The organism is Streptacidiphilus jiangxiensis (genome assembly GCF_900109465.1).
GTDB lineage: Bacteria > Actinomycetota > Actinomycetes > Streptomycetales > Streptomycetaceae > Streptacidiphilus > Streptacidiphilus jiangxiensis.
Map to the genome: position 1 here is coordinate 20,970 of NZ_FOAZ01000023.1, position 26,633 is coordinate 47,602.

General features: G+C 70.4%; 21 protein-coding genes. 20 read left to right on the forward strand and 1 reads right to left on the reverse strand.

Going from position 1 to position 26,633, the window contains the following annotated elements:
• Window positions 1-9: 9 nt before the first annotated feature.
• From BMY61_RS48895 to BMY61_RS34115, 15 genes are all read left to right on the forward strand, one after another.
• A complete protein-coding gene (locus BMY61_RS48895; protein ID WP_075004177.1) occupies window positions 10-216 on the forward strand; it encodes a hypothetical protein in 207 nt (68 codons plus the stop codon).
• Between the two features lie 246 nt (window positions 217-462).
• The gene (locus BMY61_RS34045; protein ID WP_082015548.1) at window positions 463-972 is read left to right on the forward strand and encodes an ATP-binding protein; all 510 of its coding nucleotides are present in this window, start codon (window positions 463-465) and stop codon (window positions 970-972) included.
• Between the two features lie 205 nt (window positions 973-1,177).
• A complete protein-coding gene (locus tag BMY61_RS34050) occupies window positions 1,178-2,836 on the forward strand; it encodes a PucR family transcriptional regulator (RefSeq protein WP_042457654.1) in 1,659 nt (552 codons plus the stop codon).
• Between the two features lie 196 nt (window positions 2,837-3,032).
• Entirely contained in the window at window positions 3,033-3,287 is a 255-nt protein-coding gene (locus BMY61_RS34055; RefSeq protein ID WP_042457657.1) for a phosphopantetheine-binding protein, read from the forward strand.
• A 352-nt stretch (window positions 3,288-3,639) separates the two neighbouring features.
• Complete coding sequence (locus BMY61_RS34065) at window positions 3,640-5,211, forward strand: ABC transporter substrate-binding protein (RefSeq protein ID WP_042457662.1); 1,572 nt, start codon at window positions 3,640-3,642, stop codon at window positions 5,209-5,211.
• A complete protein-coding gene (locus BMY61_RS34070; RefSeq protein ID WP_236656609.1) occupies window positions 5,211-6,221 on the forward strand; it encodes an ABC transporter permease in 1,011 nt (336 codons plus the stop codon). Before BMY61_RS34065 ends, BMY61_RS34070 begins: the two co-directional genes overlap by 1 nt.
• Before the next feature lie 2 nt (window positions 6,222-6,223).
• Window positions 6,224-8,146, forward strand: coding sequence for a dipeptide/oligopeptide/nickel ABC transporter permease/ATP-binding protein (locus BMY61_RS34075; protein WP_082015550.1), 1,923 nt, complete (start codon window positions 6,224-6,226; stop codon window positions 8,144-8,146).
• Window positions 8,143-8,886 carry an ABC transporter ATP-binding protein gene (locus BMY61_RS34080; protein WP_042457665.1) on the forward strand — a complete coding sequence of 248 codons (744 nt, stop codon included), beginning with the start codon at window positions 8,143-8,145 and terminating at the stop codon, window positions 8,884-8,886. The genes BMY61_RS34075 and BMY61_RS34080 overlap by 4 nt, the downstream gene beginning before the upstream one ends.
• Complete coding sequence (locus tag BMY61_RS47215) at window positions 8,883-10,787, forward strand: S9 family peptidase (protein WP_201777642.1); 1,905 nt, start codon at window positions 8,883-8,885, stop codon at window positions 10,785-10,787. The genes BMY61_RS34080 and BMY61_RS47215 overlap by 4 nt, the downstream gene beginning before the upstream one ends.
• Before the next feature lie 23 nt (window positions 10,788-10,810).
• A complete protein-coding gene (locus tag BMY61_RS47220; protein WP_201777643.1) occupies window positions 10,811-12,202 on the forward strand; it encodes a serine hydrolase domain-containing protein in 1,392 nt (463 codons plus the stop codon).
• 1 nt (window position 12,203) lies between these two features.
• Entirely contained in the window at window positions 12,204-13,337 is a 1,134-nt protein-coding gene (locus tag BMY61_RS34090) for a M20/M25/M40 family metallo-hydrolase (protein ID WP_342342545.1), read from the forward strand.
• The gene (locus BMY61_RS34095; protein WP_082015551.1) at window positions 13,334-14,269 is read left to right on the forward strand and encodes a GNAT family N-acetyltransferase; all 936 of its coding nucleotides are present in this window, start codon (window positions 13,334-13,336) and stop codon (window positions 14,267-14,269) included. The genes BMY61_RS34090 and BMY61_RS34095 overlap by 4 nt, the downstream gene beginning before the upstream one ends.
• The gene (gene menC, locus BMY61_RS34100; RefSeq protein ID WP_042457668.1) at window positions 14,266-15,372 is read left to right on the forward strand and encodes an o-succinylbenzoate synthase; all 1,107 of its coding nucleotides are present in this window, start codon (window positions 14,266-14,268) and stop codon (window positions 15,370-15,372) included. Before BMY61_RS34095 ends, menC begins: the two co-directional genes overlap by 4 nt.
• Window positions 15,369-16,568, forward strand: coding sequence for a DmpA family aminopeptidase (locus BMY61_RS34105; protein WP_236656610.1), 1,200 nt, complete (start codon window positions 15,369-15,371; stop codon window positions 16,566-16,568). The genes menC and BMY61_RS34105 overlap by 4 nt, the downstream gene beginning before the upstream one ends.
• Window positions 16,569-17,078: 510 nt before the next feature.
• Window positions 17,079-18,734, forward strand: coding sequence for a PucR family transcriptional regulator (locus tag BMY61_RS34115; protein WP_143094669.1), 1,656 nt, complete (start codon window positions 17,079-17,081; stop codon window positions 18,732-18,734).
• A 66-nt stretch (window positions 18,735-18,800) separates the two neighbouring features.
• On the opposite strand, the gene BMY61_RS34120 is transcribed toward BMY61_RS34115, so the two are convergent.
• Window positions 18,801-19,262 (reverse strand): isochorismatase family protein, encoded by a 462-nt coding sequence (locus tag BMY61_RS34120; protein WP_236656611.1) that lies wholly within the window; start codon window positions 19,260-19,262, stop codon window positions 18,801-18,803.
• 514 nt (window positions 19,263-19,776) lie between these two features.
• Here BMY61_RS34120 and BMY61_RS34125 point away from each other — a divergent pair.
• The 5 genes from BMY61_RS34125 (at window position 19,777) to BMY61_RS34145 (ending at window position 26,610) form a co-directional block, all read left to right on the forward strand.
• A complete protein-coding gene (locus tag BMY61_RS34125) occupies window positions 19,777-20,799 on the forward strand; it encodes a dipeptidase (protein ID WP_042457677.1) in 1,023 nt (340 codons plus the stop codon).
• A gap of 375 nt (window positions 20,800-21,174) precedes the next feature.
• Window positions 21,175-22,302, forward strand: a complete 1,128-nt coding sequence (locus BMY61_RS34130) for a M20/M25/M40 family metallo-hydrolase (protein WP_042457679.1) — start codon at window positions 21,175-21,177, stop codon at window positions 22,300-22,302.
• Window positions 22,303-22,373: 71 nt separating this feature from the next.
• Window positions 22,374-23,738 (forward strand): aspartate aminotransferase family protein, encoded by a 1,365-nt coding sequence (locus BMY61_RS34135; RefSeq protein ID WP_042457680.1) that lies wholly within the window; start codon window positions 22,374-22,376, stop codon window positions 23,736-23,738.
• A gap of 217 nt (window positions 23,739-23,955) precedes the next feature.
• Window positions 23,956-25,407: an aldehyde dehydrogenase family protein gene (locus BMY61_RS34140; protein WP_201777644.1), complete on the forward strand. Its 1,452-nt coding sequence runs from the start codon at window positions 23,956-23,958 to the stop codon at window positions 25,405-25,407.
• Window positions 25,408-25,410: 3 nt separating this feature from the next.
• On the forward strand, window positions 25,411-26,610 hold the full coding sequence (locus BMY61_RS34145) for a CaiB/BaiF CoA transferase family protein (protein ID WP_042457684.1): 1,200 nt from the start codon (window positions 25,411-25,413) through the stop codon (window positions 26,608-26,610).
• Window positions 26,611-26,633 lie beyond the last annotated feature (23 nt).

The following is a 26,633-nucleotide window of genomic DNA, read 5'->3' on the forward strand; positions in this document are numbered from 1 at the left end:
GGACGCCTGGTGCTCGCCGACGCCCTGGCCAAGGCACACGAGCTCGACCTTGACCCCATCGTCGACGTGGCAACGCTCACCGGGGCCTGCATCGCCGCGCTCGGCACGCACGTCGACACCACCTTCGCGGAGGACGCCTCCCACCCAGCTACGGACCGGCAACGCTCCGCGCCATGGCGACCTGGCGCAACCTCGCCGTCGGCGCCCTCCGGCTGAACGGCGTCACGAACATCGCTGCCGGGCTCCGCCGCAACGCGCGCGACGCCCGCCGACCCCTCGAACTCCTCGGCCTCGCGTGATCACGAAACGGACATCAGCCGTCTGCGCCGAAAGCCCTGGACTGTGCTCCGCTACCAAACGGACGGACGATATCCGTTCACATGAACATAGGAAAGGCCACCATTTTGGCATTGCATGAACGCCAGGAAGCCGGTTCGGCCCGGAAGCCGCAGGAGGTGCCCCATGGCTCTGGCTAGCACTACCGAATGCAACGTGCCAGCGACAAGGGGAGGCGCTTCCCTGCTCACAGGCCAGAACCCCCGCCGGGCGCCATGGCCCCGCCGATGCGGCGGTGACAAGCATCAAGGAAGAGTCACCCTACCGGCCAAAGAATGCCACGTTCGCGCGGCTCGGCAGTTCACCGCAGCTCTCCTGGCCCGATGGGGTGTCGCCGATGACGACCGGGACTCAGCTCTCCTCATCGTCAGCGAACTGGCTGCCAACGCAGCCCAACACGGCCGCTCCAACATGACAGTCGCCTTGTCCCTGGTCCACAGCACCCTTCGGATCGAGGTGGCCGACTTCGGCAACATCAATCCCGATCAGCGGAATTGCTACGCCGATGCCACAGACGACGAGCATGGCCGGGGGATCGGCATCGTGAACCTTCTCGCCGACCGAGCCGAAATCCTCCAGGAACAGAAAGGCTGGCGAGTGCGCGCGACCATCGGCATTGCCGTGCATCCCAGCTGAGCACGACTCGAAGCCTTTCGGTGCGTCGCCCGACTGCCTTGTACTCCAGCGACTCCCAATGAAGCTTCCATATCCCGTCAAGTCGGCGGTCTTCGTAAGCGGTTCATAGAGCGAGTCGGTTGTCGGTTATTCCAAACAGCGGGCCTCGCTTTTTGCCTCTCCTACATACTGGCAGGGAATCACCCAGCATAGATTCAAGAGGGTGATGATCCCGATGGACAGCCTCCGACCGCGCGCAACTCTCGGCCGTGTACTCGACGACCTGGGCACGACCCTGCTCGCCCTGGTGCACGGCACCCCCGACGCGGCGGAGCACATCGGCGGAGTCGCGATCTACGACCCGCTCGACAGCCCCGACCTGCCGCCCGGCGCCGTCGTCCTCGGCGTCTCCCTGCAAGGAGACGAGGCGACCATCGAGGCATTGCGCGACATGGGAGCCAAGGGCGCGTCCGCACTCGTCTTGAGGGCACCGGTCACCACCAGTCCCGAGGTTGCCGAAGCAGCGGCAAAAGCCGGCATCGTCGTCTTCGCACTGACGCGCGGGGCCGCCTGGGCCCAGCTCGTCGTCATGCTCCGCTCGCTGCTGACCGTCGACACCGTCAGCCAGGCCGAACCCGGCACCCTCGGAGGCGTCCCCACCGGGGACCTGTTCGCCCTGGCCAACGCCATCACCGCGCTACTGGACGCGCCGGTCACCATCGAGGACCGCTCGTCGCGCCTCCTGGCCTTCTCGGGGCGCCAGGACGAAGCCGACGGCCCACGCGTTGAGGCCATCCTCGGGCGCCAGGTCCCGGAGGAGACCACCCAGGTCTACCTCGACCGTGGCGTCTTCAGGGCGCTCTACCGAAGCGACCACCCCATCTGGATCGATCCGGACCGACTCGGGCTCGACCAGATGCCACGCACCGCCATCGCGGTACGCGCGGGGGACGAGGTCCTCGGCTTCATCTGGGCGACCATGCGCGCCAGGCCCACGGACGAACAGGTTCAGGCGCTGGTCGAAGGAGCGAAAGTTGTCGCTCTGCACCTTCTGCGGGCCCGGGCGGGTGAAGACGCGGAGAGTCGGCTGCGCAGCGACCTCGTGGCTACCGCCCTCGAAGGCGGTCCGGAAGCGCGAGAGGCCCTCGCCCGCCTCGGCCTGGCCGATCAACCCGTCGTCCTCCTGGCCCTCGAAGTCCTCGACAGTCCGGTCCAGGATCGGAGCCTGGCCAAGGACACGTCCATGGAGGCGGTACGCCGCCGACTCAGCGACGCGTTCGCCGTCCACCTGACCGCCTTGGACCCACGAAGCGCATCCGCCCTGGTCGGCAACATCGCATACGGTCTGATGCCCACAAGCCGCCATGGCGCCGACGCGGAGAACCACGCGATCTCCATCGCGTCGGAGTTCCTTGACCGTGTGCGCCGCTACCGGGCTGTCGTCGGCGTCGGCCCTCTCGCCCACACTCCGGACGAACTGGCGCACTCACGGACCACCGCGGGACGCGCGCTGCGGGTGCTGCGCGCGCAGAACGGGGGCGGCCCACGAGCGGCGAGTCTGTCGCACGTGCATCTGGAGGCCCTTCTCCTGGAGCTCATGGACCTCGCGGACGCGCGCGGCGACGCGGTGAGCGGACCGATCAGCCAGCTCATCGCCTACGACGCCGAGCACAAGTCGAACCTGCTCGACTCCCTATCGGCGTGGTTCGACGCCTTCGGCGACGTCACCGAAGCCGCCACCTTGCTGGCTATCCACCCCAATACCCTGCGATACCGACTGCGCAGGATCAGCGAGATCTGCGAGGTAGACCTGGCGGATCCCCATACGCGCCTGGCCATGATGGTGCAGCTGCGAATGGCGAAAGACCGCCACGGCGAGGAGTGAGCGAGGTCGAGGCCGCGCTGTGGGCCGACCCGCAGGTCCGGGACGCGGTCGTGCTCGCCGGCGGTGCCACCGCCGACACCCGGCGGCTGGTGACGGTCGTGCTGCGGGCCCGGTCCGCCGCAGGCCGGCCGGATTTCCTGGACGCGGTCCGGACCCGGCTGCGCGCGGTTCTGCCCGAGTACCTGGTGCCCGGCCTGTGGGCGGAGGCGACAGACCTCCCGCTCACCCCAACGGCAAGGCGGACCGGCGGGCCCTGCTCGACCTGGCCGTCGCTTCGGCCGCCTCCAGGCCGATGCTGGAGTCGACCGGCTGCGAGCAGATGAGCGAGGAGGAGTCGGTACCGGCGTCGGTCTGGCAGGACGGGCTGAAGCTGGACCGGCCGGTGGGACGCGAGGACGACTTCTTCGAGCTGGGCGGCCACTCGCTGCTGGCCACCCGGATCGTCTCCTAGGTCTGCCACCGGCTCGACGTCGCCCTGCCGCTGGACGCGGTCTTCGACCACCCCACCGTCGCCGCCCTGGCGGAGGTGGTCCGCGACGCCCGCGACCACGCGATCCCCAGCTGACCCGCAGGGCCGCCGAGGGGCACACGCCCCTGGCGGCCTTCGTCGTACGCCCACCGCTGGAGCGTGACTTCGGTCGGGAGCACCAGTGGCCGCCAGGTTTTTCGTGTGCCCGGACGATCCGAGGCACTGCCCCGCAACCTACTGTTCACTCACTCGGCGGCGGGATGCCGCCTCCTCGGAGGTAATCATGCTCAACAGTGAAACCCCGGAGTCGTGCCCGGGAACGAGATCGAGAGCGGTGACGAGAGCGCGGACCACGCGCCTGGCGGCCGCGGCCGTCGCCCTCGGCCTGACTGCGACAGCGGCTGGATGCGTCGGCTCGGCCGGTGTGAGCACCGGCGCGAACGAGGTCGTCATCGCCATCAGCACCGACCCGGGCACGCTCAGTCCCACCGTCACCCTGGCCGGTTCCGCCAGCTTCATCAACAGATTCGCCTACGCCACGCTCGTCAATGTGACCGCGGACGGCTCGCTGGTCTCCGGGGTCGCCACCAAGTGGTCGTCCACGCCGACCTCTGCGCAGTTCACCATCCGGCCCGGGGTGACCTGCCAGGACGGCTCGGCGCTCACTGCCGCCGACGTCGCCGCCGAGTACAACTACATCGCGAACCCGAAGAACCAGTCGCCGATGCTCGGCCTCGCCGTGCCGCCGTCCGCCTCGGCCAAGGCCGACCTGACCACCGGGACGGTCACCGTCACCACCGGGCAGCCCGCGCCGTTCACGGTGCAGATGAGCCGGATGCTGCCGCTCGTCTGCCAGAAGAGCCTGGCGAACCCCGCAGCGCTGGCCAGAGCCACCGATGCTACCGGCCCCTACGAGCTGACCTCGGCGGTCCCCGGCGCCTCCTACACCTACGTCAAGCGGTCCGGCTACGCCTGGGGTCCCGGCGGGACCAACGACGCGGCCATGCCCGACAAGGTGGTGTTCAAGGTGGTCACCAACGAGTCCACCGCGGCCAACCTGCTGCTGTCCGGACAGATCAATGCGGCGATCGTCAACGGACCCGACCGGCTGCGGCTGGAGGCGGCCAAGCTGAAGCACGTCAGCGCCTCCAACATGTTCGGGGAGTTCCTGTTCAACGAGGGCGCCGGCCATGCGACCGCGGACGAGGCGGTGCGCCGGGCGCTGCTCTCCGCGCTCGACCTGCAGCAGATCGGCTCCGTCGCCACCGGCGGCACCGGCACCCCCGCCACCAACCTCGAGACCGGGCCGACGCCCTGCACCGGCAACTCGGTGGCCGGCAACCTGCCGGCCCAGAGCCTGACCCAGGCGGCCGCGGAGCTGACCGCAGCCGGCTGGGCGAAGACCGGCGGCGTCTGGACCAAGGACGGCCTGCCGCTCACCGTCAACTGGCACTACTCGTCCGCCCAGGGACCGAAGCTGAACGCGGCCGCTGAGCTGATCGTCCAGCAGTGGACCGCCTTCGGGGTGAAGGTGACGTCCGTCGACACCGACGGTCCAAGCATCGGCAGCACGCTCGTCGGTGGCAGCTGGGACGTGTTCTGGGCGCCCGTCGGGGTCAACCTCCCCAACCAGCTGACCCAGTTCTTCGACGGACCGCGCCCCCCGCAGGGCAACAACTTCGGCGACGTCCAGAACCCCGCGTACCACCAGCTCGTCGCGCAGGCGATGAAGCAGCCGGGCACCGCGGGCTGCCCGTTGTGGGACCAGGCCGACGCCTCGCTGGTCAAGCGGGCGGACGTGGCCCCGTTCGTGGACAGCCCGGTCCGGTACTACCAGAAGGGCGCCACCTTCCAGGTGGCCGACGTCGGTATCCTCCCCGACACCCTGCGGCTGAGCGAGGGCTGATGGCGACGACCGCAACGACGCCGATCGGGAGGGCCGCCGCCTCGATGACGACGGCGCTGACCCGCAACCCCTGGGCCGGATTCGCCCTGCGCCGCTGCTGGCGGTTGCTGGTGTCGCTGGCGGTCCTGGTCACGGCCTCCTTCGCGATGATCCACCTGATCCCCGGCGACCCGGTCCGGGCGGCGCTCGGCACCACCGCCTCACCGGCGCTCGTCGCCGCAGAGAAGCACTCGCTCGGCCTGGACCAGCCGTTGTTGAGCCAGTACGTCACCTTCCTCGGCAACCTCTTCCGGGGCCGTCTCGGCGAGTCGATCAGTACTCAGCTGCCGGTCTCCCAGATCATCTCCAGCCGCCTGCCGGCGACGCTGGAGATCGCGGTGCCCGCGTTCGTGCTGATCCTGCTGACCGCGATCCCCTTGGGGATGTCTGCGGCCGTCCTGACCAAGGACGGTCGCAGACGGCGCGGCGAGTTGGCCTTCACCACGGCCACGGGACTCCTGGGCGCGGTACCCGAGTACCTGCTGGCAGTCGGCCTGGTGGCGGCGTTCGCCGTGGCACTGCCGATCTTCCCGGCGGCGTCCCAGGGCGGACCGTCCTCCTATGTGTTGCCGGTGCTGTCGCTCACCGTCATCCCGGCGGCCGTGCTGTCGCGGATCGTCCGGGTCGAGACCCTGCGGGTGCTCGGTGAGGACTACATGCGCACCGCACGGGCGAAACGGCTGCCGGCCCGGCTGCACTACCTGCGGCACGCCCTGCCGAACCTGCTGACCTCCTCGCTCACCCTTGGCGGGATGCTCTTCACCTCGCTGCTGGCCGGCACCGTGCTGATCGAGAACGTCTTCGCCTGGCCCGGCCTCGGCGCGACCATCGTCACGGCCATCACCCAGAAGGACTACCCGCTGGTCCAGGGCATCGTGCTGGTCTACGGATCGGCCTCACTGCTGATCACCTTCGCCGTCGACATGGCCCTGGGCCTCGCCGACCCCCAGTCCACGATCCGCGGGAGCTGACGATGCCGCACCTGCCTTCGCCCTCAGTACCCTCTTCCTCGCTGCTGCACCGACTGCGGCGCACGCTGCGGACACCGCTCGGGGTCACCGCCCTGACGGCCTGCATCGTGCTGGCAGTGGTGGCCGTGCTCGGACCGATGCTCTTCGGCGCCGAGGCCGACCGGGTCGACACCAATGCGATCGACCAGGGCAGCAGCATGGCGCACCTGCTCGGCACCGACGACCTCGGCCGCGACATCGCGGCCCGAGTGGTGGTGGCGACCCGGCTGTCCCTGGAGCTCACCCTGCAGGCGACCGTCATCGGCGTCGTGGGCGGACTGCTGCTCGGCGTGGCGCCGACCGTGCTGGGCCGAAGGCTCGGACGGCTGGTCACCGCGACCGTGGGAGTCCTGGTGGCCTTCCCCGGGCTGCTCTTCGTCCTGTTCCTGGCCACCGTCTTCGGCGTGGGCAGCACCGGCGCAATGTTCGCCATCGGGGTGGCGACGGTCCCGTCGATGGCCCGGCTGGTGCAGAACATGACGGCGTCTATCGCCGGCTCCGACTACGTCGCGGCTGCCCGGATCCTCGGCGTCGGCCGGTTCCGGCTGGTGTCACGGCACCTTCTGCCCAACATCGCCGAACCGTCCGCGCTGTTCGCCACCCAGGCGGCGGCCGGCATCCTGCTGTCCTTCTCGGGACTGTCCTTCCTGGGCCTCGGCGTGCAGGCGCCGCAGTACGACTGGGGGCGGCTGCTCAACGAGCAGCTGAACGGGATCTATGTGAACCCGGTCGCGGCCCTCGCCCCCGGCGTGGCCGTGGTGCTGACCGGCCTGACGTTCGGCCTGGTCGGCGAGGTCTTCGCCAAGGCCAGCGGACGCCGCGCCCCACTGTCCCGGCAACAGCCGCCGTCGGAGCAGTCGGCGATGGCCCCTGCGCCGCTGCCGGACGAGTCCGCCGAGGGCGCGCTGGTCCAGGTGCACGACCTGCGGGTGGGCTTCCCCGACGGCCGGGAGGCCGTGCGCGGGGTGTCGCTGACCATCGGTCACGGCGAGGCGCTCGGCCTGGTCGGGGAGTCAGGATCGGGCAAGAGCCTGACCGCCCTGGCCCTGGCCGACCTGGTCCCGCACCCGGGCCGGGTCCAGGCCGCCGAGATCACCTTCGACGGCCACGACCTGCGCTCGGACCCGCACCTGGGGACCACGCTGGCGATGGTCTTCCAGGACCCGATGGCCTCGCTCAACCCGGCCCTGCGGGTCGGCCGCCAGCTCTCCGAGGTCGCCGAGGTCCACCTGGGCTCCACCCGCGCCCAGGCCAGGGCGCGCGCCGTCGACCGGCTCTCGGCGGTACGCATCCCCTCGGCCGCCCGCCGGGCCCGGCAGCGTCCGCACGAGTACTCCGGCGGCATGCGGCAGCGGGCGGTCATCGCCATGGGACTGATGGGCGAACCGAAGCTGGTGATCGCCGACGAGCCGACCACGGCGCTGGATGTGACGGTCCAGCAGCAGGTGCTCGACCTGCTGGCCGAGGTGCGCACCGAGACCGGTGCGGCGCTGCTGCTGATCTCGCACGATCTCGCCGTCGTCGCCCAGGTCTGCGAACGGGTGCTGGTGATGTACGCCGGGCGGATCGTCGAGGACCTGCCGGTCGCCGAACTGGTCGGCGGCGCGGCCCACCCCTACACCCGGGCGCTGGTCGGGGCGATCCCCACCATGACCACCGACCCGAACACCGAACTGGCGACCATCCCAGGACGGCCCCCGGAACCGGGCGACGCCGACCAAGGCTGCTCCTTTGCGCCGCGCTGCGCCCTCGCCACCGATCGCTGCCGCAGCACCCGGCCCGAACTGGTCGGCTTCGACACCGGCCGACGGGTCGCCTGCTGGCACCCGGTCGGCGCGGTCCTGCCGCTGGACGTCCGCCCGGTCGATGCGGAGGCCGCCTCGTGAGCTCGCTCGAACTGCGCGGGATCACCGTGCGCTACGGCCGCTTCACGGCCGTCGAGAACGTCGACCTGCTGGTGCCCGAAGGGACCGTCACCGGTTTGGTGGGCGGCTCCGGATCCGGCAAGTCCACGCTCGGCAAGGCCGTGGTCGGGCTGGCCCCGATCACGGCTGGCCAGGTGCTGGTCGACGGCGGCGACCTCGGCCGACGGCGCGGACGCGGACCGGTGCAGCTGGTGTTCCAGAACCCGTACGCCTCGCTCGACCCGCGGATGACCGTCGGCGCGGCCGTCGCCGAGGCCCTGCCGCGCACCGGCCGGGCGGCGCGCAGCACTGAGGTGGCACGCTACTTGGAGCTGGTCGGCATCGACCCGTCCCGGGCCGTGCTGACGCCCGACGCGCTCTCCGGCGGGCAGCGGCAGCGGGTCGCCCTGGCCCGCGCCCTGGCCGCCCGGCCCGGGGTGCTGATCGCCGACGAGATCACCTCGGCGCTGGACGTCTCCGTCCAGGGCGCGGTGCTCAACCTGCTGCGCGAACTGCAGCGGGAGTTGGGCTTCGCGATGCTCTTCATCTCCCACAACCTCGCGGTCGTCCGCTACCTGTCCGACCAGGTCGCCGTCATGGACGAGGGACGGCTGGTCGAGTGCGGTCCCACCGACCGAGTGCTGCGACAGCCCGAACACGCCACCACCCGGACCCTGCTGGCCTGCGTGCCCACGATCTCCCCCGCCGAGGAGGCGTCATGACCCGGCCACTGGCCATCGATGACCTGTACCGGATCGAGACCCCGGGTGACCCCGCCCTCACCCCCGACGGCGAGCGCGTCGTCTACGTGCTGACCACCCAGGACGCCGAGCAGGACCGCGCGGTCGGCGCGCTGTGGGAGGTCCGCAACGGCGGCCCGGCCCGCCGGCTCACCGCAGGACCCGACGACGCGGCGCCGCGCTGGTCCCCAGACGGCTCCCAGCTGGCCTTCCTGCGCGCCGGACAGATCTTCCTGCTGCCGGCCGAGGCGGGCGAGGCAGTGGCCTTGACGACACGTCAGACCTGTCCGGCTGGTGCCGGGGTGCCAGTGTGGAGCCCGGACGGCACCCGGATCGCCTTCACCGCCCCCGCGTCCACCCCCGACCCCGACGCCCCCGTCGTGATCGACACCCTCGGCTGGAAGGCCGACGGCACCGGCCTGCTCGGCCCGGTCCGCTCGCACCTGTTCGTGGTGGACGTCGAGTCCGCCGCGGTCCGGCAGCTGACCAGCGGCGGCTACCACGCCGGACCGCCCGCCTGGTCGCCCGACGGCACCCGGATCGCCTTCCCCGCCGGGATCGCCCGGGACGCCGACCTGACCGAGGCCTCGGCCGCCCACGTGGTCGACGCCGACGCCGAAGGGGCCGCACCCCGGCGGATCGGCCCGGACACCGGGCTGGTCGGGCCGGTCGGCTGGTTCCCCGACGGGACCGCGCTGCTGGTCACCGGCCGGACGACGGTCAGCATCGGCCACCTGGGACTGCTCCGCCAACCCCTGGACGGCTCGGCGCCGGTACTGCTCACCGGGGCCCTGGACCGCAATGTGATGCCCGGCGGCCCCGGCTACCCCGGCGCGCTACCGCAGTTCCACGGCGATGACATCGTCTTCTGCGCCCGCGACCGCGGCGTCTCCCGGCTCTACCGGCTGGACGCCGCCGGGATCAGCGAGTTCCCGCTGCCCCCCGGCGCCGGAATCAGCGGTTGCTCGGTCGCCGCCAAGGCCGGACGAGCCGCCCTGGTGGTGTCCGACGCGACCGCCTTCGGCGAGATCGACCTGCTCGATCTCGGCACCGACACCCGCACCCGGCTGACCGGGCACACCGCGGCGGCCCTGCCCGAGGTCGCTCTCGCCCCCGTCGTCGAAAGGGAGTTCGAGATCTCGGACGGCACCCTGGTGCACGGCCTGGTCATCCGGGACCCGCAGGCCCCCGTCGGCGGACCGCTGCTGGTCGACATCCACGGCGGCCCGCACAACGCCTGGGCCCCGCACGCCGATCCCGTCCACCTCTACCACCAGGAACTGGCCGCCCGGGGCTGGACCGTCCTCGTCCTCAACATCCGCGGCAGCGACGGCTACGGCGAGGAGTTCTTCACCGCCGCCGTCGGCGCCTGGGGCGAGGCCGACGAGCGGGACGTCCTGGAGCCGGTCGCCACCCTCGTCGCCGAGGGCCTGGTAGACCCGGAACGGCTGGCGCTGACCGGCTACAGCTACGGCGGCTACCTCTCCTGCTGGCTCTCCGCCCGCAGCGACGTCTTCGCCACCGTGGTCCCCGGCGGCGTGGTCACCGACCTCATCAGCATGGCCGGGACCTGCGACATGGGGCAGTGGCTCACCGGCCTGGAGGTGGGCGGCGGCCCGGAGCGGCTGACCGCGCTGTCCCCGCTGAGCGAAGTGGACAGTGTCCATGCCCCCACCCTGATCCTCCACGGCGGCGCGGACGACCGCTGCCCGGTCGGCCAGGCCGAGCAGTGGTTCCACGCCCTTCGCACCCGCGGGGTCGTCTCCCAACTGGTGCTGTACCCAGGCGGATCGCACCTGTTCATCCTCAACGGACGCCCCTCGCACCGCGCCGACTACTCCCGTCGCCTCGTCGACTGGGTGACCAAGCACACCGACCACTGACCGAACCAGAACTGGAGCCCGCCATGACCGGCGCAACCGCAACGACGGCAACACCCGACCAGATCACCGCCCACTGGGCTGCCCGCCTGCACGAGTTGGCGGCCCGCCACCACGTGATCGGCGCCAGCCTGGGGATCCTGCACCGGGGCCGGCTCATCGCCGAAGCCGCCACCGGCACCGCCAACCTCGACGCCGGGACCGAGGCCACCACCGACACCCTGTTCCAGATCGGCTCCATCTCCAAGGTGTGGACCGCCACCGTGGCGATGGCCCTGGTCGACGAGGGCCTGCTCGAACTGGACACCCCGATCGTCTCCTTCCTCCCGGAGTTCCGGACGGCCGACCAGCAGCTGACCGACGGTGTGACGCTCCGTCACCTGCTGACCCACACCAGCGGGATCGACGGCGACTTCTTCGCCGACACCGGCCGGGGTGACGACTGTCTGGAGAAGTACACCGCGCTGCTCGCCGACGTCCCGGCCACCCACCCGTTGGGCGCCACCCTCTCGTACTGCAACACGGGCTTCACGCTGCTGGGCCGGGTGCTGGAGTACGTCACCGGGGTGCCGTGGGACGAGCTGATGCGCGAGCGCCTCTACCGGCCGCTGGGCCTGACCCACACCGCGACCCTGCCGGAGGAGGTGCTGAGCTTTCGCGCCGCCATCGGACACTTCGGCAACCCCCCGGCGCCGGCCAAGGTGTGGGGGCTGATGCGCTCCGTCGGACCGGCCGGGCTGATCTGCTCGGTCCCGCGCGAGGTCCTGGCCTTTGCCCAGCTGCACATGAACGGCGGCCTCACCGACGACGGCACCAAGGTCGTCTCCGCCGGGAGCGTCGCCGCCATGCAGACCCCTCAGGCCAAGGTGCCCGACCCGGACACCCTGGGTCACTCCTGGGGCCTGGGCTGGTTCCTCGACGACTGGAACGGACACCGGGTCTACGGGCACGACGGCGCCACCCTCGGCCAGTCGGCCTTCCTGCGGGTGCTGCCCGACGCGGACCTGGCCATCTGCCTGCTCACCAACGGCGGTGACACCCGCAGCCTTTTCGGCGACCTGTTCCGGGAGATCGCCCAGGAGGTCGGCGGTGTGACCATGCGCACGCCGATCGAGCCCGCGGACGAGCCGGTGCCGTTCGATCCCGCAGACCATGTCGGCGTCTACGAGCGGCTCGGCGTCCGGATCGAGATCAGCGAGCGCGACGGCGGCCTGGTGATGCGCAGCACGTCCACCGGTCCGCTGGCCTCGTTGCTCCCGGAGGCGGCGACGGAGCTGCCGCTGCACCCGGTGCGGCCCGGGGTCTTCGCCGTCCGGCAGCCGGGCATGGAGACCTGGTTCCCGGTCGTGTTCTACACCCTCGCCGACGGCACGCCCTACCTCCACCACGGCGCGCGTGCCACCCCGAAGGTGGGCTGACGTGCGAGGTTACCCGGCCGCGCTGGAGGCCCGGCTGCCCGCCATGGTCGAGGACGTCCTGGAGCTGGTCGGCACCGAGTCGCCGACCGCGGACAAGGCCGCAGTGAGCACCTGCGCCAAGGTCGTCGCCGATCTCGGCACCCGGCTCACCGGCACCGCCCCCGAGTGGCTCGACGCCGCCGGACGGCCGCACCTGCGCTGGCGCTTCGGTGCCGGCGACCGGGTGCTGCTGCTCGGCCACTACGACACGGTCTGGCCGCTGGGCTCACTGGCCACCCATCCCGGCGAGGTGGTCGACGGCCGGCTCACCGGACCGGGCTGCTTCGACATGAAGGGCGGGCTGGTGCAGCTGTTCCACGCCCTCTCGCTGCTGGACGACCTGGACGGGGTGTCCGTCCTGGTCACCGGCGACGAGGAGACCGGCGCCCCGTCCTCACGCGAGCTGATCGAGGCCGAGGCCCGGCGCACCCGGGCCGTGCTGGTCCTGGAGGCCAGCGAGGAGGGCGCGTTGAAGACCGCACGCAAGGGCATCTCCAGCTACGACCTGCGGATCGCCGGCCGTGCCGCGCACGCCGGGCTGGAACCCCACCGGGGCGTCAACGCCACCACCGAACTGGCGCACCAGGTACTGGCGTTGGCCGCGCTGGCCGACCCGGCGAGCGGGACCACCGTCACCCCGACCGTGGCCGCCTCCGGCACCACCCAGAACACGGTCCCGGCGGCGGCGCGGCTCCAGCTCGACGTCCGGGTGGAGACCCTCGCCGAGCAGGCCCGGGTGGACGCCGCAGTGCGCGGGCTGAAGCCGGTGCTCGCGGGCACCTCGATCGAGCTGCACGGCGGCCCCGACCGGGCGCCGCTGCAGGCCGGCGCGTCCACGGGGCTCTTCCTGCAGGCCCGCAGGCTCTACTCCGAACTGGGCCTCGGCGAGCTGCGCGGGGTGGCGGTCGGCGGCGGCTCCGACGGCAACTTCACCGCCGGCGTGGGCACACCCACGCTGGACGGGCTCGGCGCGGTCGGCGGCGGCGCGCACGCCGACGACGAGCACGTCCTGGTGGCCGAAATGCCCAGGCGCGCTGCGCTGGTGGCGGCGCTGGTAGCTGAACTCCAAGCGAAGACGGACGAGGTGCCCTCGTGAACGCGATCCCTCACCAGACCCCTCACCCGGAGAGCGCCGCAGCGGCCGCGGCGGCGGCGCTCGCCGCGCGCGGAGCCGACGTGACCATCACCGAGCTGCACGAACCCGACGGGATCCGCGAAGCCTGCCGGCTGCTCGACCGCGTCTGGCGGCCCGAACCCACCAACCCGCTGATCACCCCGGATCTGCTGCGGGTGTTCGCCCACTCCGGCAGCTACGTCGTAGGCGTCCACCGGGACGGCCGAATGGTCGGCGCCTGCCTGGGCTTCCTGGCCGCGACCGGCCTCCACTCGCACATCGCCGGAGTGGAGTCCGGCCTCCGCAGCCGGAACGTCGGCTTCGCCGTCAAACTGCACCAACGGGCCTGGGCGCTGGCCCGCGGCATCACCACCGTGACCTGGACCTACGACCCGCTGATCAGCCGCAACGCCTACTTCAACCTGACCAAGCTGGGCGCGCTGCCGGACGAGTACCTCACCGACTTCTACGGCCCGATGAACGACGAGCTCAACGCGGGCGCCGAGACCGACCGGCTGCTGGTCCGCTGGGACCTGGCCGGCGAGCGTGCCATCCACGCCACCGCCGGCCTCCGCCCCGCCGCCGCCCACCTCGCCGCCACACACCTCGACACCCCGGGCGCGGTCGTCGCACTGGACGCGAAGCCCGACGGCCTGCCCGTCGTCGGCCGCTGCGACGGCAGCCCCGCCCTGGTCCGAATCCCACCGGACATCGAGGAGCTGCGCCGCAGCGACCCGGCCACCGCCCGGGCGTGGCGGCACGCGCTGCGCGAGGTCCTCGGCGGACTGATGGCCGAGGGCAGAGCCGTCACCGAATTCACTCGGGACGGCTGGTACGTGATCGACCGCCCCCAGGTCGACCATCCTCCGCTCGACCACCCCACGCTCGACCGAAACCAGGAGAGCCAGCCATGAAACTCGTCGGTGTGGAACTGCGCCGGATCGCGATGCCGCTGGTCGCGCCGTTCCGAACGTCCTTCGCGACCATGACCTCCAGGGAGATCCTGCTGGTCCGGATCGAGACCGAGCACCACCAGGGCTACGGCGAGTGCGTCACCATGGCCGACCCGCTCTACTCCAGCGAGTACGCCGCCGGTGCCGCCGACGTCATGCGCAGCCACCTCATCCCGGCACTGGCCGCGCTGCCCTCGCTGGACCCCTGGGCAGTGGCGCCCGCGCTGGCGCAGTTCAAGGGCCACAGGATGGCCAAGGCGGCCCTGGAGACCGCCGTCCTCGACGCCTGGCTGCGGGCCCACGACCTGTCGCTGGCCGAATGGCTCGGGGCCACCGCCGAGCGGGTCCCGGCCGGGGTCTCGGTCGGCATCATGGACTCCGTCCCGGAGCTGCTCGACGCCGTCGACGGCTACCTGGCCGAGGGCTACCTGCGGATCAAGCTCAAGATCGAGCCGGGCTGGGACGTGGAGCCGGTCCGCGCGGTGCGCGAGCGCTTCGGCGACGACCTGCTGCTCCAGGTGGACGCCAACACCGCCTACACCCTGGCCGACGCCCCGCAGTTGGCCCGGCTCGACCCGTTCGGACTGCTGCTGATCGAGCAGCCGCTGGACGAGGAGGACGTCCGCGGCCACGCCGCGCTGGCCGGCCGGATCCGCACCCCGATCTGCCTGGACGAGTCCATCGTCTCGGCCCGCTCGGCGGCCGACGCCATCGCCCTGGGCGCCTGCTCGATCGTCAACATCAAGCCGGGCCGGGTCGGCGGCTACCTGGAGTCCCGCCGGATCCACGACGTCTGCGCCGCGAACGGCGTCCCGGTGTGGTGCGGCGGGATGCTGGAGACCGGCCTCGGCCGGGCCGCCAACGTCGCGCTCGCCGCGCTGCCCGGCTTCACCCTCCCCGGCGACACCTCGGCCTCGGACCGGTACTACCGGACCGACATCACCGAGCCCTTCGTCCTGAAGGACGGTCACCTCGACGTTCCCCGGGGGCCCGGCATCGGTCTCTCCCCCGTCCCCGAGCGGCTGGCCGCCGTGACCGAGTCGACCGAATGGATCGGCGTGTGACGACAAGCCACGACACCACCCATGGCACCGACGTTCGTCAAACATTGAGGCAAGGGAACGTGATGACGGTTCGAGCGCGCGACTGGGGCTTTCCACTGCTCGGGGAGCCTGGACGATTCAACGCAATTACGGATGTCGAGGGGGTCCTGGTCGGATACCAGACCACGATCGCCGGGGATGGGGATCTGTCGGTCGGGCAAGGACCTGTACGTACTGGGGTAACCGCCATCCTGCCTCGACCTGAGAACATCCTGACCCAGCCCTGCGCGGCTGGGGTCCACTCGTTCAACGGGAACGGCGAGCTGACTGGCGCGCATTGGATCAACGAGCGGGGCGCCATGTCGTCTCCGATCTTGATCACCAACACACACGCCGTCGGGCCGTGCCATCGCGGCGTGATCAACTGGGCGAACTCGCAACCCGACCGCAGCATTGCGCCGGCTTGGATCTTCCCGGTTGTCGGGGAGACCTATGACGGATACCTCAATGACATCGACGGTGACCACGTGTCCGCCGAACAGGCCGTGGCGGCACTGGAGAGCGGCAAGTCCGGCCCGGTCCTTGAAGGCTCCGTTGGCGGCGGGACCGGCATGGTCTGCTACGGCTTCAAGGGCGGAAACGGGACGTCGTCACGGGTCGTCCGCTACGGGGAGACTCGCTACACGGTGGGTGCGTTCGTCCAGGCGAACTTCGGAAAGCGATCGGAGCTGACGGTCTGCGGCGATCCCGTCGGCTCCCGGCTCGTCGACTACCCCAACCCCATCGAATCCGATCCGAACTGGAGGCAGCCGCCGGGTTCCGGCTCCCTCATCGTCGTCATTGCGACGGATGCGCCCCTGCTGCCAGGTGAATGTGAAGCTCTTGCCAGGCGAGCCACGCTGGGGGCTGGACGCACCGGCACCACGGGATCGCACTTCTCTGGCGACATCTTCCTCGCGTTCTCAACAGCCAATCCCGGTCAGCTCCAGAGCACTCCGCCGCTTGATCCCGACGCTGACCTGGTCAATGAGAATCTCGAGTTCGTACCCTGGGGTCGGATGAATCCACTGTTCGAGGCAGCGGTCCAGAGCGTGGAGGAGGCGATCCTGAACGCCCTGGTTGTCAACGAGGACATGACTGGCCGCGACGGCCGTCATATACCTGCCTTTCCGGCGGGCCACGTGAGGGGCGCCGCGATCCAGACCCCGGCGGTCTGAACGTCGTCGCTGCACAAGTCTGACGATCCGTGACGGAGAGGTAGATCGACATGCCGGTCCGTACAGCCAGCGGTGCAACTCGGGTGGTTGACTGATCGGCGGCCGACTGAGAGTCGGCCGCCGAAGGCGATGTCGAAGGACTGGAGCGCGGGCTTCCATCGCATGGTCCAGCGCCTGCGGCTCTGCTCGGTTGGGTCGAGGCTCGTGACGGCCATGTTGCGACGGCCGAGGCGCTGATCGCAGACGCGTCGCGGACGCTTCGAGCCCTCGGTGCGGGGGCCGTCACCGCGGCTTGCACGGAGATCCCGCTGGTCAGCGGCTCGGCCCGGGACCTGCTGTCCGTGGTCGCCTCGACGGGGGCGCTCGTGGTACTGGCGTTGGTGCGACTGGGGCGCCTGCCGAGCCTGGCAGTGTGATTTGTTCGCTGCTACCAGAGGCGGATCTATTGTTGTTCGCAGGTACGAACTCACGGGCGATGGTCCGTCCTAGCCTGCGGAGATGATTCAGCACATGTCGACGTATCCCGCTCGCAGTCTGGGACGGGTCCTGGAGGACTTCGGCCGGACGCTGCTCGACCTGGTCCATGGCGACGCCGACGCGGTGGGGCAGATCGGCGGGGTGGCGATCTTCGACCCGCACGACGAGCAGGTCTTCCCGGAGCGGGCGATCGTGCTCGGCGTCTCGGTGCGTTCGCGCGAGGAGATCGAGCCGTTGCTGCGGCAGCTGGCGGCGAGGCGCGCCGCCGCGCTTGTGGTGCGCGCGCCCGTCGTCGACGACGAGGATCTCGCCGGGGTCGTGGCGGAGACCGGGGTGGCCCTGCTCGCCCTCACCCGCGGGGCGTCATGGGCGCAGCTCGCGGCGATGCTGCGGATGCTGCTGGCCGAGGGTGATGTCGGGGAGGCCGGCGAGCAGACGCTGGGCGGGGTTCCTTCGGGCGACCTGTTCGCGCTGGCCAACGCGGTCTCGACACTGCTCGACGCGCCGATCACGATCGAGGACCGGCGCCAGCGGATTCTCGCGTTCTCCGGTCGCCAGGACGAGGCGGACGCCTCGCGGGTCGCGACGATCCTCGCCCGGCAGGTGCCCGAAGGGTACGTGCGAATCCTGGAGAGCCGCGGAGTGTTCCGGGAGATCTACCGCAGCAGCGAGCCGGTGCACATCGCGCCCGCGACGATCAACGAGGGCGAGACCGCGCTGCCCCGCGTGGCGGTCGCCGTCCGCGCGGGGGACGAGATCCTCGGGTCGATGTGGGCGGCGGTCGCCCGGCCGCTGACGCCGGAGCGGGAGACAGCGTTCAAGGAGGCCGCGAAGCTCGTCGCCCTGCACATGCTGCGGGTCCGCGCGGGCGCGGACGCCGAGAACCGGCTGCGGGCCGACCTCGTGGCGACCGCGCTCGAAGGGGGCGCCGGCGCCGGGGAGGCACTGCGGCGGCTCGGATTGGCCCAGGAGCCGACGCTGGTGATGGCCTTGGCACTGGCCGTGCCCGGAGACGGTGACCACGCGGTCGTCACCGCAGAGCGGCAGCGCCTGACCAGCGCGCTGGGCCTGCACCTGACGGCAGTACAGCCCCGGTCAGCGGTCGCCTTGCTGGGGGACGTGGCCTACGCGATCGTGCCCGCAGCGGGCGATGCCGCCGTGGCGCGTGAGCGAGCCGTGCAGGTGGGCGCCGAATTCCTGCAGCGCGTGGGCGGGCGCGCGGACGCCGTGTTCGGGGTGGGGTCCGTGGCGGCCGAGCCGGGTGCGCTCGCGCGGTCACGCGCGAACGCAGACCGCGTGCTGCGCGTGCTGGCAGAGGGGAGCAGCGGGCGCAAGGTCGCCTCGATCGCGGACGTCCACGTGGACGCGCTGCTGCTGGAGATGCGGGACCTGGCCCAAGCCCACGGCGACGAGCCCTCGGCGCCGATCGCGCGGCTGGTGGAGTACGACGCGAAGCACAACACCCAGTTGGTGGCGACCCTGCGGGCCTGGCTGGACGCCTTCGGAGACGTGATCGCGGCGTCGGCGAGCGTGTTCGTGCACCAGAACACCTTCCGCTACCGCATCCGCAGGGTGGCCGAGGTGAGCCGACTGGACCTGGACGATCCCGCGCAGCGGTTCGCCGCGATGCTCGAACTGCGGCTGCTGGACTCCGGTGGAGGGCCCGGAACAGGCACCGCCACCGGCTGACGCAGCAGGCTGGTCGGCGATCACATGCGGACGCCGCCCGGGATGGGCGGGTCCAGGTGGTGGGCGTCATGGAAGGCGTTCGCGCGCTCGTTGGTGCGGATCCAGTACGTAGAACACCTCCTTGGCCGACAGGGTCTCGATGCCCTGGGCCGCGAGCCGGCGCAGCCCGCGCTCATGGGCGATGGCTGGGGAGAAGGTGGTGTCGTGGGCGACGACGACCCGCTTGCCCGCCTCGTGGAGCCGGATCGCGGAGTGGGCCACGCAGATGTCGGTCTCCAGGCCCACCAGCACCATGGTGTTTCTGCCGGTGGCGTCGATCGCGGCGGCGATGTCGGGGTTGTCGCAGACGGAGAAGGCGTTCTTAGGCAGGATCACCGCCGTCTCCGGCCGGCGGTCTCCGATGGCGGGCTCGGCGTGCCCGTTGCCCTCGGGGTCCTCCTCGGTGACGACGGGGATGCCGATTCGGTCGGCAACGCCGGTCAGCCACGCGACGCGCTGCACCACCTCGTAGTACCTCAGCCGGTCCACATCGACCCGCCCGGATAGAAACCGGTCTGCACGTCGATGACGGCCAGCATGGTGTCGTCGTGGTCGATGAGCGCCATGTCAGGAAACTCCTCGGAAGTGGGTGGTCCCGGCACCCTCGGAATCGCCGACATCCCGCGGTTCATCCGCCTCGCCAAGTAGACCCCGGCGATTCGTCGTGCCACACCAACCGTTGCGACCGTAGGGCGCCTACTCTGCGGGAACGCGATCTGGTCGCGGACGAGATCACCTCCGCCCTCGACGACCTGGCCGTCGTCCGCTACGTCTGCGACAGCGTCGCGGTCATGCGCGGCGGCCGGCTGGAGGAGCACGGCCCGGTCGACGAGGTGATCCACACCCCGTCCAGCCCTTACGCCCGCTCCCTGACCGACGCTGTGCCGCGCCTGGCCCATGCCTGACGGCCCACCGGCTTCGGGGCCGCGTCACCAGGACATCCTCCTCGTCCGGCGCGGCCCCGCAGCGTCCCCACTCTTCCCTCTCACGGAAAGGCCTTTCCTTGTCCGAGGACCTGCACCGCCGCGCCGTCGTCGCCGACGCGCACAACGACCTGCTGATGGCCGTTGCCGCCCGGCCTCGACAGCACTGGGGCCGCTTCTTCCGCGAACGCTGGCTGCCGCAACTGCGCGACGGCGGCATCAAGCTGCAAGTCCTGCCCGTCTTCATCGACGCCCCCTACCAGCCCGAAGGAGCGCTGCGGCAGACGCTCCGCATGATCGAATGTGCGCACGTCCTGGCCGAGGAGAACCACGACCAGGTCGCCCTCTGCACCACCGGCGACGACATCGACGCCGCATTGGCCGACGACAAGATCGCCCTCGTCCTGGCCCTGGAGAGCGCCCCGGGCATCGACGCCTCCGTCGAGCTGTTCTCCACCATGCACCGCCTCGGTGTCCGGATCGCCTCCATCGCCCATTGGGGCCGCACCCCGCTCGCCGACGGTAGCCGCGAGGACGCCACCGGCAGCCGCCTCACCGTCCCCGGCATCGCCGCCGTCAAGGAGATGGAGCGCCTCGGTATCCTCTTCGACATCTCCCACCTCGGCGCGTCCGGCGTCGCCCATGTTCTGGAGCTGGCGACCCGCCCCGTCATCGCCACCCACTCCTGCGTCCGCGCCCTGCGCGACCACCACCGCAACCTGACTGACGACCAGATCCGCGGCGTTGCCGCCACCGGCGGAATCGTCTGCGTCGCGTTCGTCCCCGACTTCCTCACCGACAGCCAGGACAACGTCCACGTCGACCGGATCGTCGACCACATCGAACACGTCGCCTCCGTGGCGGGCATCGACCACGTCGGCATCGGCGCCGACTTCGTCAAGGAGATCCTCACCGACCTCACGCCGCCCTGCTGCGAGGACTTCGCCGACGACCAGGACCCCGGCTTCTCCTTCCCCGGCCTCGACGAGCCCGCCGGCATGCCCGAGGTGACCAAGGCCCTGCTGGCCCGCGGCCTGCCCGAGGACGACATCCTGAAGATCCTCGGCGGCAACCTCCGCCAACTGCTCGCCGCGAACCTGTAGTCCCACGTCTTGCGTGTGCTGGGCCCCCGCCGACACCGGTCGACGGGGGCCCAGCGCATTCCTCGGAAGGGGCGGGCACTGGTTCGTGCGGGGCGATGAACAGGCCTGTGCCGATTCGGTTCTGGCGACGACGACGCGCGATCGGGCGCTCGGCACCATGGATCACGTGACGGCCTCGGCTGCCGAGGCCGGGCGAATCCCGACACCCCAGCGGAGCGCCCACCCGCGACCCATCCTGGCGGCGACCCACAAGGCCCACGCCCGCGCGCACAGCTATGCGACCCGAAGACATGCGTTGGGCACTGTGCGGGCCAGCTGCGCCGCGGCCGTCACGCCAGCGGCCGAACTCCGGCCGCCACCGTGAAAGGGCAGGCCATGACCAGCGTCGCACCCGATCTCCACGCCATACTGGCCGACCTGGAACAGCTCGTCGCCGCCGAGTCGTTCTCGGCCGACCACCAGGCCGTCGCCGCCAGCGCCCGCACCATGGCCGCCGTCGGCACCCGCCTGCTCGGCGAGGAACCCGAACTCCTCGTCGTGGACGGCGTCACCCACGTGCGTTGGACCTTCGGCACCACCCGCCGGGTGCTGCTGCTCGGCCACCACGACACCGTCTGGCCGATCGGCTCCCTGGCGACCCACCCGTGGCGGGTCCACGACGGCATTGCCACCGGCCCCGGCATCTTCGACATGAAGGCAGGCCTGGTCCAGCTCCTGCACGCCGTTGCCTCACTGACCGAGCGGCAGCGCGACGGCATCACCATCGTGGTGACCGGCGACGAGAAGGCTGGCGGAGCCACCTCCCGCGCCCTGATCGAGGAGGCCGCCCGCGGATGCCGTGCCACTTTCGTCCTGGAGGCCTCCGCCGCCGACGGTGCGCTGAAGACCGCCCGCAAGGGCGTTTCCTGGTACGAGATCGTGATCGGCGGCCGGGCGGCCCACGCTGGCCTGGAGTCCGATAAGGGTGTCAACGCCGCCGTCGAGGCCGCCCACCAGATCCTCGCGCTGGTCGGCCTGCCCGACTGGGTCAGCGCGCTGACCGGCAATGAGGTCACCACCGTCACGCCCACCCTGGTCACCGCCGGAACCACCGGCAACACCGTCCCGGACGCGGCGCGCATCAGCGTCGACGTCCGCGTCCCCACCCGCGCGGCCCAGCACCGCATCGACGAACTGATCCGACGGCTCCAACCCGTCCACCCCGGTGCAACCGTCACGGTGACCGGCGGCCCCAACTGGCCGCCGCTGGAGCCGGCGCACTCCGCCGCACTGTTCGACGGCGCCGAACAGCGGGCCTCCCTCCTCGGCCTCGGCCCGCTGTGGTCCGTCTCCGTCGGCGGCGCCTCCGGCGGCAACTTCACCGCCGGCGTCGGCTGCCTCACCCTCGACGGCCTCGGCGCCGTCGGAGGCGGGGCACACGCCGACCACGAGCACATCGTGATCCGCCACCTGCCCGACCGCACCAGGCTGCTCGCCGCCCTGATCACCGAGACCAACCGATGAAGGACCAGGCATTGACCGAGAAGCCGCTCGACGTCCGGCCCCCTTTCCCCGACTCACTGGCGAGGACACCCATGAGCATTGCAGGCTCCCAGCAGGTGGCGACGGAATCCGTGGCGCAGCGGGCCTACCGCCTCGACCGCGAGCACGTGTTTCACTCCTGGTCCGCGCAGGACACCTTGGACCCGATGGTGATCACCCAGGCTGAGGGTTCCTCCGTCTGGGACGGTGACGGCAGGAAGTACCTGGACTTCAGCAGCCAGTTGGTCAACACCAACATCGGTCACCAGCACCCTCGCGTCATCGCTGCGATCCAGGAGCAGGCGGCCCGTCTGTGCACCATCGCGCCCCAATACGTCAACGAGGCGCGCAGCGAAGCGGCGCGGCTCATCGCCGAGCGCACACCCGGGGACCTCAACCGGGTCTTCTTCACCAACGGCGGAGCCGACGCCAACGAACACGCCGTAAGGATGGCGAGGCTGGTCACCGGTCGGTACAAGGTGCTGACGACGTATCGCTCGTACCACGGTGGTACCGCCACGGCGGTCAACATGACGGGCGACCCTCGGCGCTGGCCCAGTGATCTGGGCACGTCCGGAACGCTGCACTTCTGGGGTCCCTTCCTCTACCGCTCGGCTTTCCACGCCCAGAGCCAGGAGGAAGAGTGCGCACGCGCGCTGGAGCACCTGGAGCAGGTCCTGACCTTCGAGGGGCCGGACACCATCGCCGCTGTGGTGCTCGAGTCGATTCCCGGTACCGCCGGCGTCATGGTGCCGCCGCCCGGATACATGCGGGGCGTCCGTGAGCTGTGTGACCGCTTCGGCATCATGATGATCGCCGACGAGGTGATGACGGGCTTCGGACGGACCGGGGCCTGGTTCGCCATCGGCGAGGCGGGAGTCGTTCCTGACCTTCTGACCTTCGCCAAGGGCGTGAACTCTGGCTACGTGCCGCTCGGGGGCGTGGCGATCAACCGCGAGATCGCCTCCTACTTCGGCAAGCGTCCCTACCCCGGAGGCCTCACCTACTCCGGTCACCCCCTCGCGACAGCGGCCGCGGTCGCGACCATCAACGTGATGGAGGATGAAGGGATCGTCGAGAACGCGAGGCGATTGGGCGAAGAGATTTTCGGACCTCGACTGCGGGCCATCGCGGAGCGCCACCCGAGCGTGGGCGAGGTACGGGGCACGGGGGCGATGTGGGCCCTGGAACTGGTCCGCGATCCCGCGACCCGCGAGCCGCTCGCGCCCTACGGCGGAACCAGTCCTGCCATGGCTGAGCTGACGGTCTTCCTCAAGGCCGAGGGAATGCTGCCGTTCACCAACTTCAACCGCATCCACGTGGTTCCCCCCTGCAACATCTCGGACACCGACGCGGCCGAAGGACTGCGACTCATCGACACCGCGCTCGATATCGCTGACCGGTACGTGTCGGCGTGACCAAGCAACATCCAAGAGGTCCCGAGGGGGCACCTTGACGACCTCTCTCGCCGCCGAGCGGCTGGCTCGGGCGCATCTGCAGCGCGGGCTGTATCTCTGAGCGCCTGCGCAGACGCCGCCGTCAGGACCCACTCCCCGCCCGCCAACCTCGCGACCACAAGATTGGGTACGCAAAGTGACTGTTCAAATGCATGACGTGCGAGAATCCCGATACCACGTGGGCGACCAGCCGATGCTGATCGCCGGCGATTGGACGATTGCCGCCGAAGGCGAATGGATCGACGTCGAGAGCCCGCGCGACAAGTCCGTCATTGGGCGCATCCCCCGCGGCCGGACAGAGGACGTCGAAAGGGCAGTCGCCGCGGCGCGACGGGCCCACCCCGCCTGGCGTGACCTGCGGCCCCGTGTCCGCGGTGACCTCTTCCGGAGAATCGCCGATGCGCTGGAGCCCGAGCAGGAGCGCATCGCGCAGCTTCTCTCGCTGGAGAACGGCAACGCCCTGCGGACCCAGTCGCGTGGGGAGATGCAGTTCGTCGTCGACTGCTTCCGCTATTTCAGCGGGCTGGCGAGCGAAGCCAAGGGCGAAAGTATCCCGCTCAACGCCTCAGTCCTCGACTACTCGCGGCGCGAACCCCTTGGAATCGTTGGCGCCATCATTCCCTGGAATGCCCCGCTGATGCTGGCGGCGTTGAAGATCGCCCCCGCATTGGTGACGGGCAACACACTGGTGCTGAAGGTCGCCGAGGACGCTCCCTTCGCGGTTCTGGCCGTCGCCCGGATCTGCCAGCAGTTCCTTCCCGCGGGCGTCCTCAACGTCATCTCCGGATATGGCACCGAGGCCGGCGAAGCACTGACCTCACATCCGGACATCACGAAGCTCTCCTTCACCGGCTCCACAACGGTTGGCCGCCGAGTCATGGAGAAGGGATCTGAGCGCATCGTGCCGGTATCCCTCGAACTCGGCGGTAAGAGCCCGCAGATCGTCTTCCCCGACGCCGACGAGGACTGGGTGATCGACGGCACCATCGCCGGGATGCGGTTCTTCCGCCAGGGCCAGTCGTGCACCGCCGGATCACGTCTGTTCCTCCATGAATCGGTCTATGAGTCCTTCCTCGGCAAGTTGGTCGACAAGCTTGCCACGCTTAGGGTCGGTGACCCTCTCGACGAATCCAGCGATATGGGCGCGATCGTCAACCGCAAGCAGTTCGAGCGAGTTTGTGACTTCGTCTCCGACGGCATGGGGCAACCGGGTGTGCAGGTCCCCTTGGGCGGGCTGCCCCCGACCGAGGGTCCGCTCTCGCACGGCTACTACCTGCAACCCACAGTCTTCGCAGGCGTGAACAACGACTGGCGGATTGCCTCTGAAGAGATCTTCGGCCCGGTCCTGTGCGCCATCCCCTGGAAGGACGAGCAGGAGGTAGTGCGCATGGCCAACGACTCCGCTTACGGCCTCGCCGGATTCGTGTGGACCCACGACCTCGGCGCGGGGCTGCGCACAGCACACGCGCTCGAGGCTGGCTGGGTCCAGGTCAACCAGGGCGGCGGTCAGGTGCTCGGCCAGTCCTACGGTGGCTTCAAGCAGAGCGGCATCGGCAGGGAGTTCTCACTCGAGGGCATGCTGGACAGTTACACGCAGCGCAAACACGTCTCCGTGAGCCTGGAGCGCTGACCCATGGCAGCGAGCACCACACACAAAGAGCCAGACCTTCAGGGGCCACTGCAGGGCATCGTGGTTGTCGACCTCAGCCGTGCCCTCGCCGGCCCTCACGCAACCATGATGCTTGGCGATATGGGCGCCCGGGTCATCAAGGTCGAGGCGCCGGGAAAGGGCGATGAGTCCCGTAGTTGGGGCCCACCCTTCGTCGGGCCTGAGGACGCGCGGGAGTCCACGTACTTCCTGTCCTGCAACCGCAACAAGGAATCCGTCACAGCGGACCTGAAGTCCCCGGAGGGCGTCGACCTGCTGACCCAACTGGTACGGCACGGCGATGTACTCGTCGAGAACTTCAGGCCGGGCGTCATGGACCGGCTCGGCTTCTCCACCGAACAGCTCCACAGGATCAATCCGCGTCTGGTGATCCTCTCGATCAGCGGCTTCGGTCACGACGGCCCCCAGGGCGGGCGCCCCGGTTACGACCAGATAGCCCAGGGCGAGGCGGGTCTGATGTCCCTGACCGGCCCCGACCCGGGCACTCCCACAAAGGCAGGCGTGCCAATCGCGGACGTCCTAGCTGGGATGAATGGTGCCTATGGTGTGCTGTCCGCTCTGTACGAGCGGGAGCGCACCGGGCGCGGCAAGGTCGTCCGCACCTCGTTGCTCGCCTCGATCGTGGGAGTGCATGCCTTCCAGGGCACCCGATACACCGTGGCTGGTGAGGTGGGCCGGGCCACCGGCAACCATCACGCGTCCATCGCCCCCTACGGCCTGTTCCGCTGCGAGGGCGGTGAGATCCAGGTGGCAGTCGCGAATGAGGCGCTGTGGGTGAAGTTCGTCGAGATCGTCGGGCTGGATGCCACCGACGCGCGGTTCGCGACCAACGCGCAACGCACAGCCCAGCGATGCGACCTCGTGGAGGAGATCGAGAAGGCTCTGCTCCAGCATCCGCCGGCGCACTGGCTGGCGCACATGCATGCGGCTGGCATCCCGGCAGGTGAGGTCCGCACGCTCGACCAGGTCTATACCTGCCCGCAGACTCGCTCGCAGGGGCTCGTGATCAAGGTTGATCACTCGTCGCTCGGCGCGATCGAGCTTCCTGGTCCCGCCGTCCGCTTCGACGACGGCGGCCGCCATCAGCACTGCGCTCCACCGCGGCTGGGTGAGCACAACGCCACTGTCCGAACATGGCTGGAGGGTGCTGGCGTTAACGGTTGACACAGGGGTGAGGTGGAGGACGG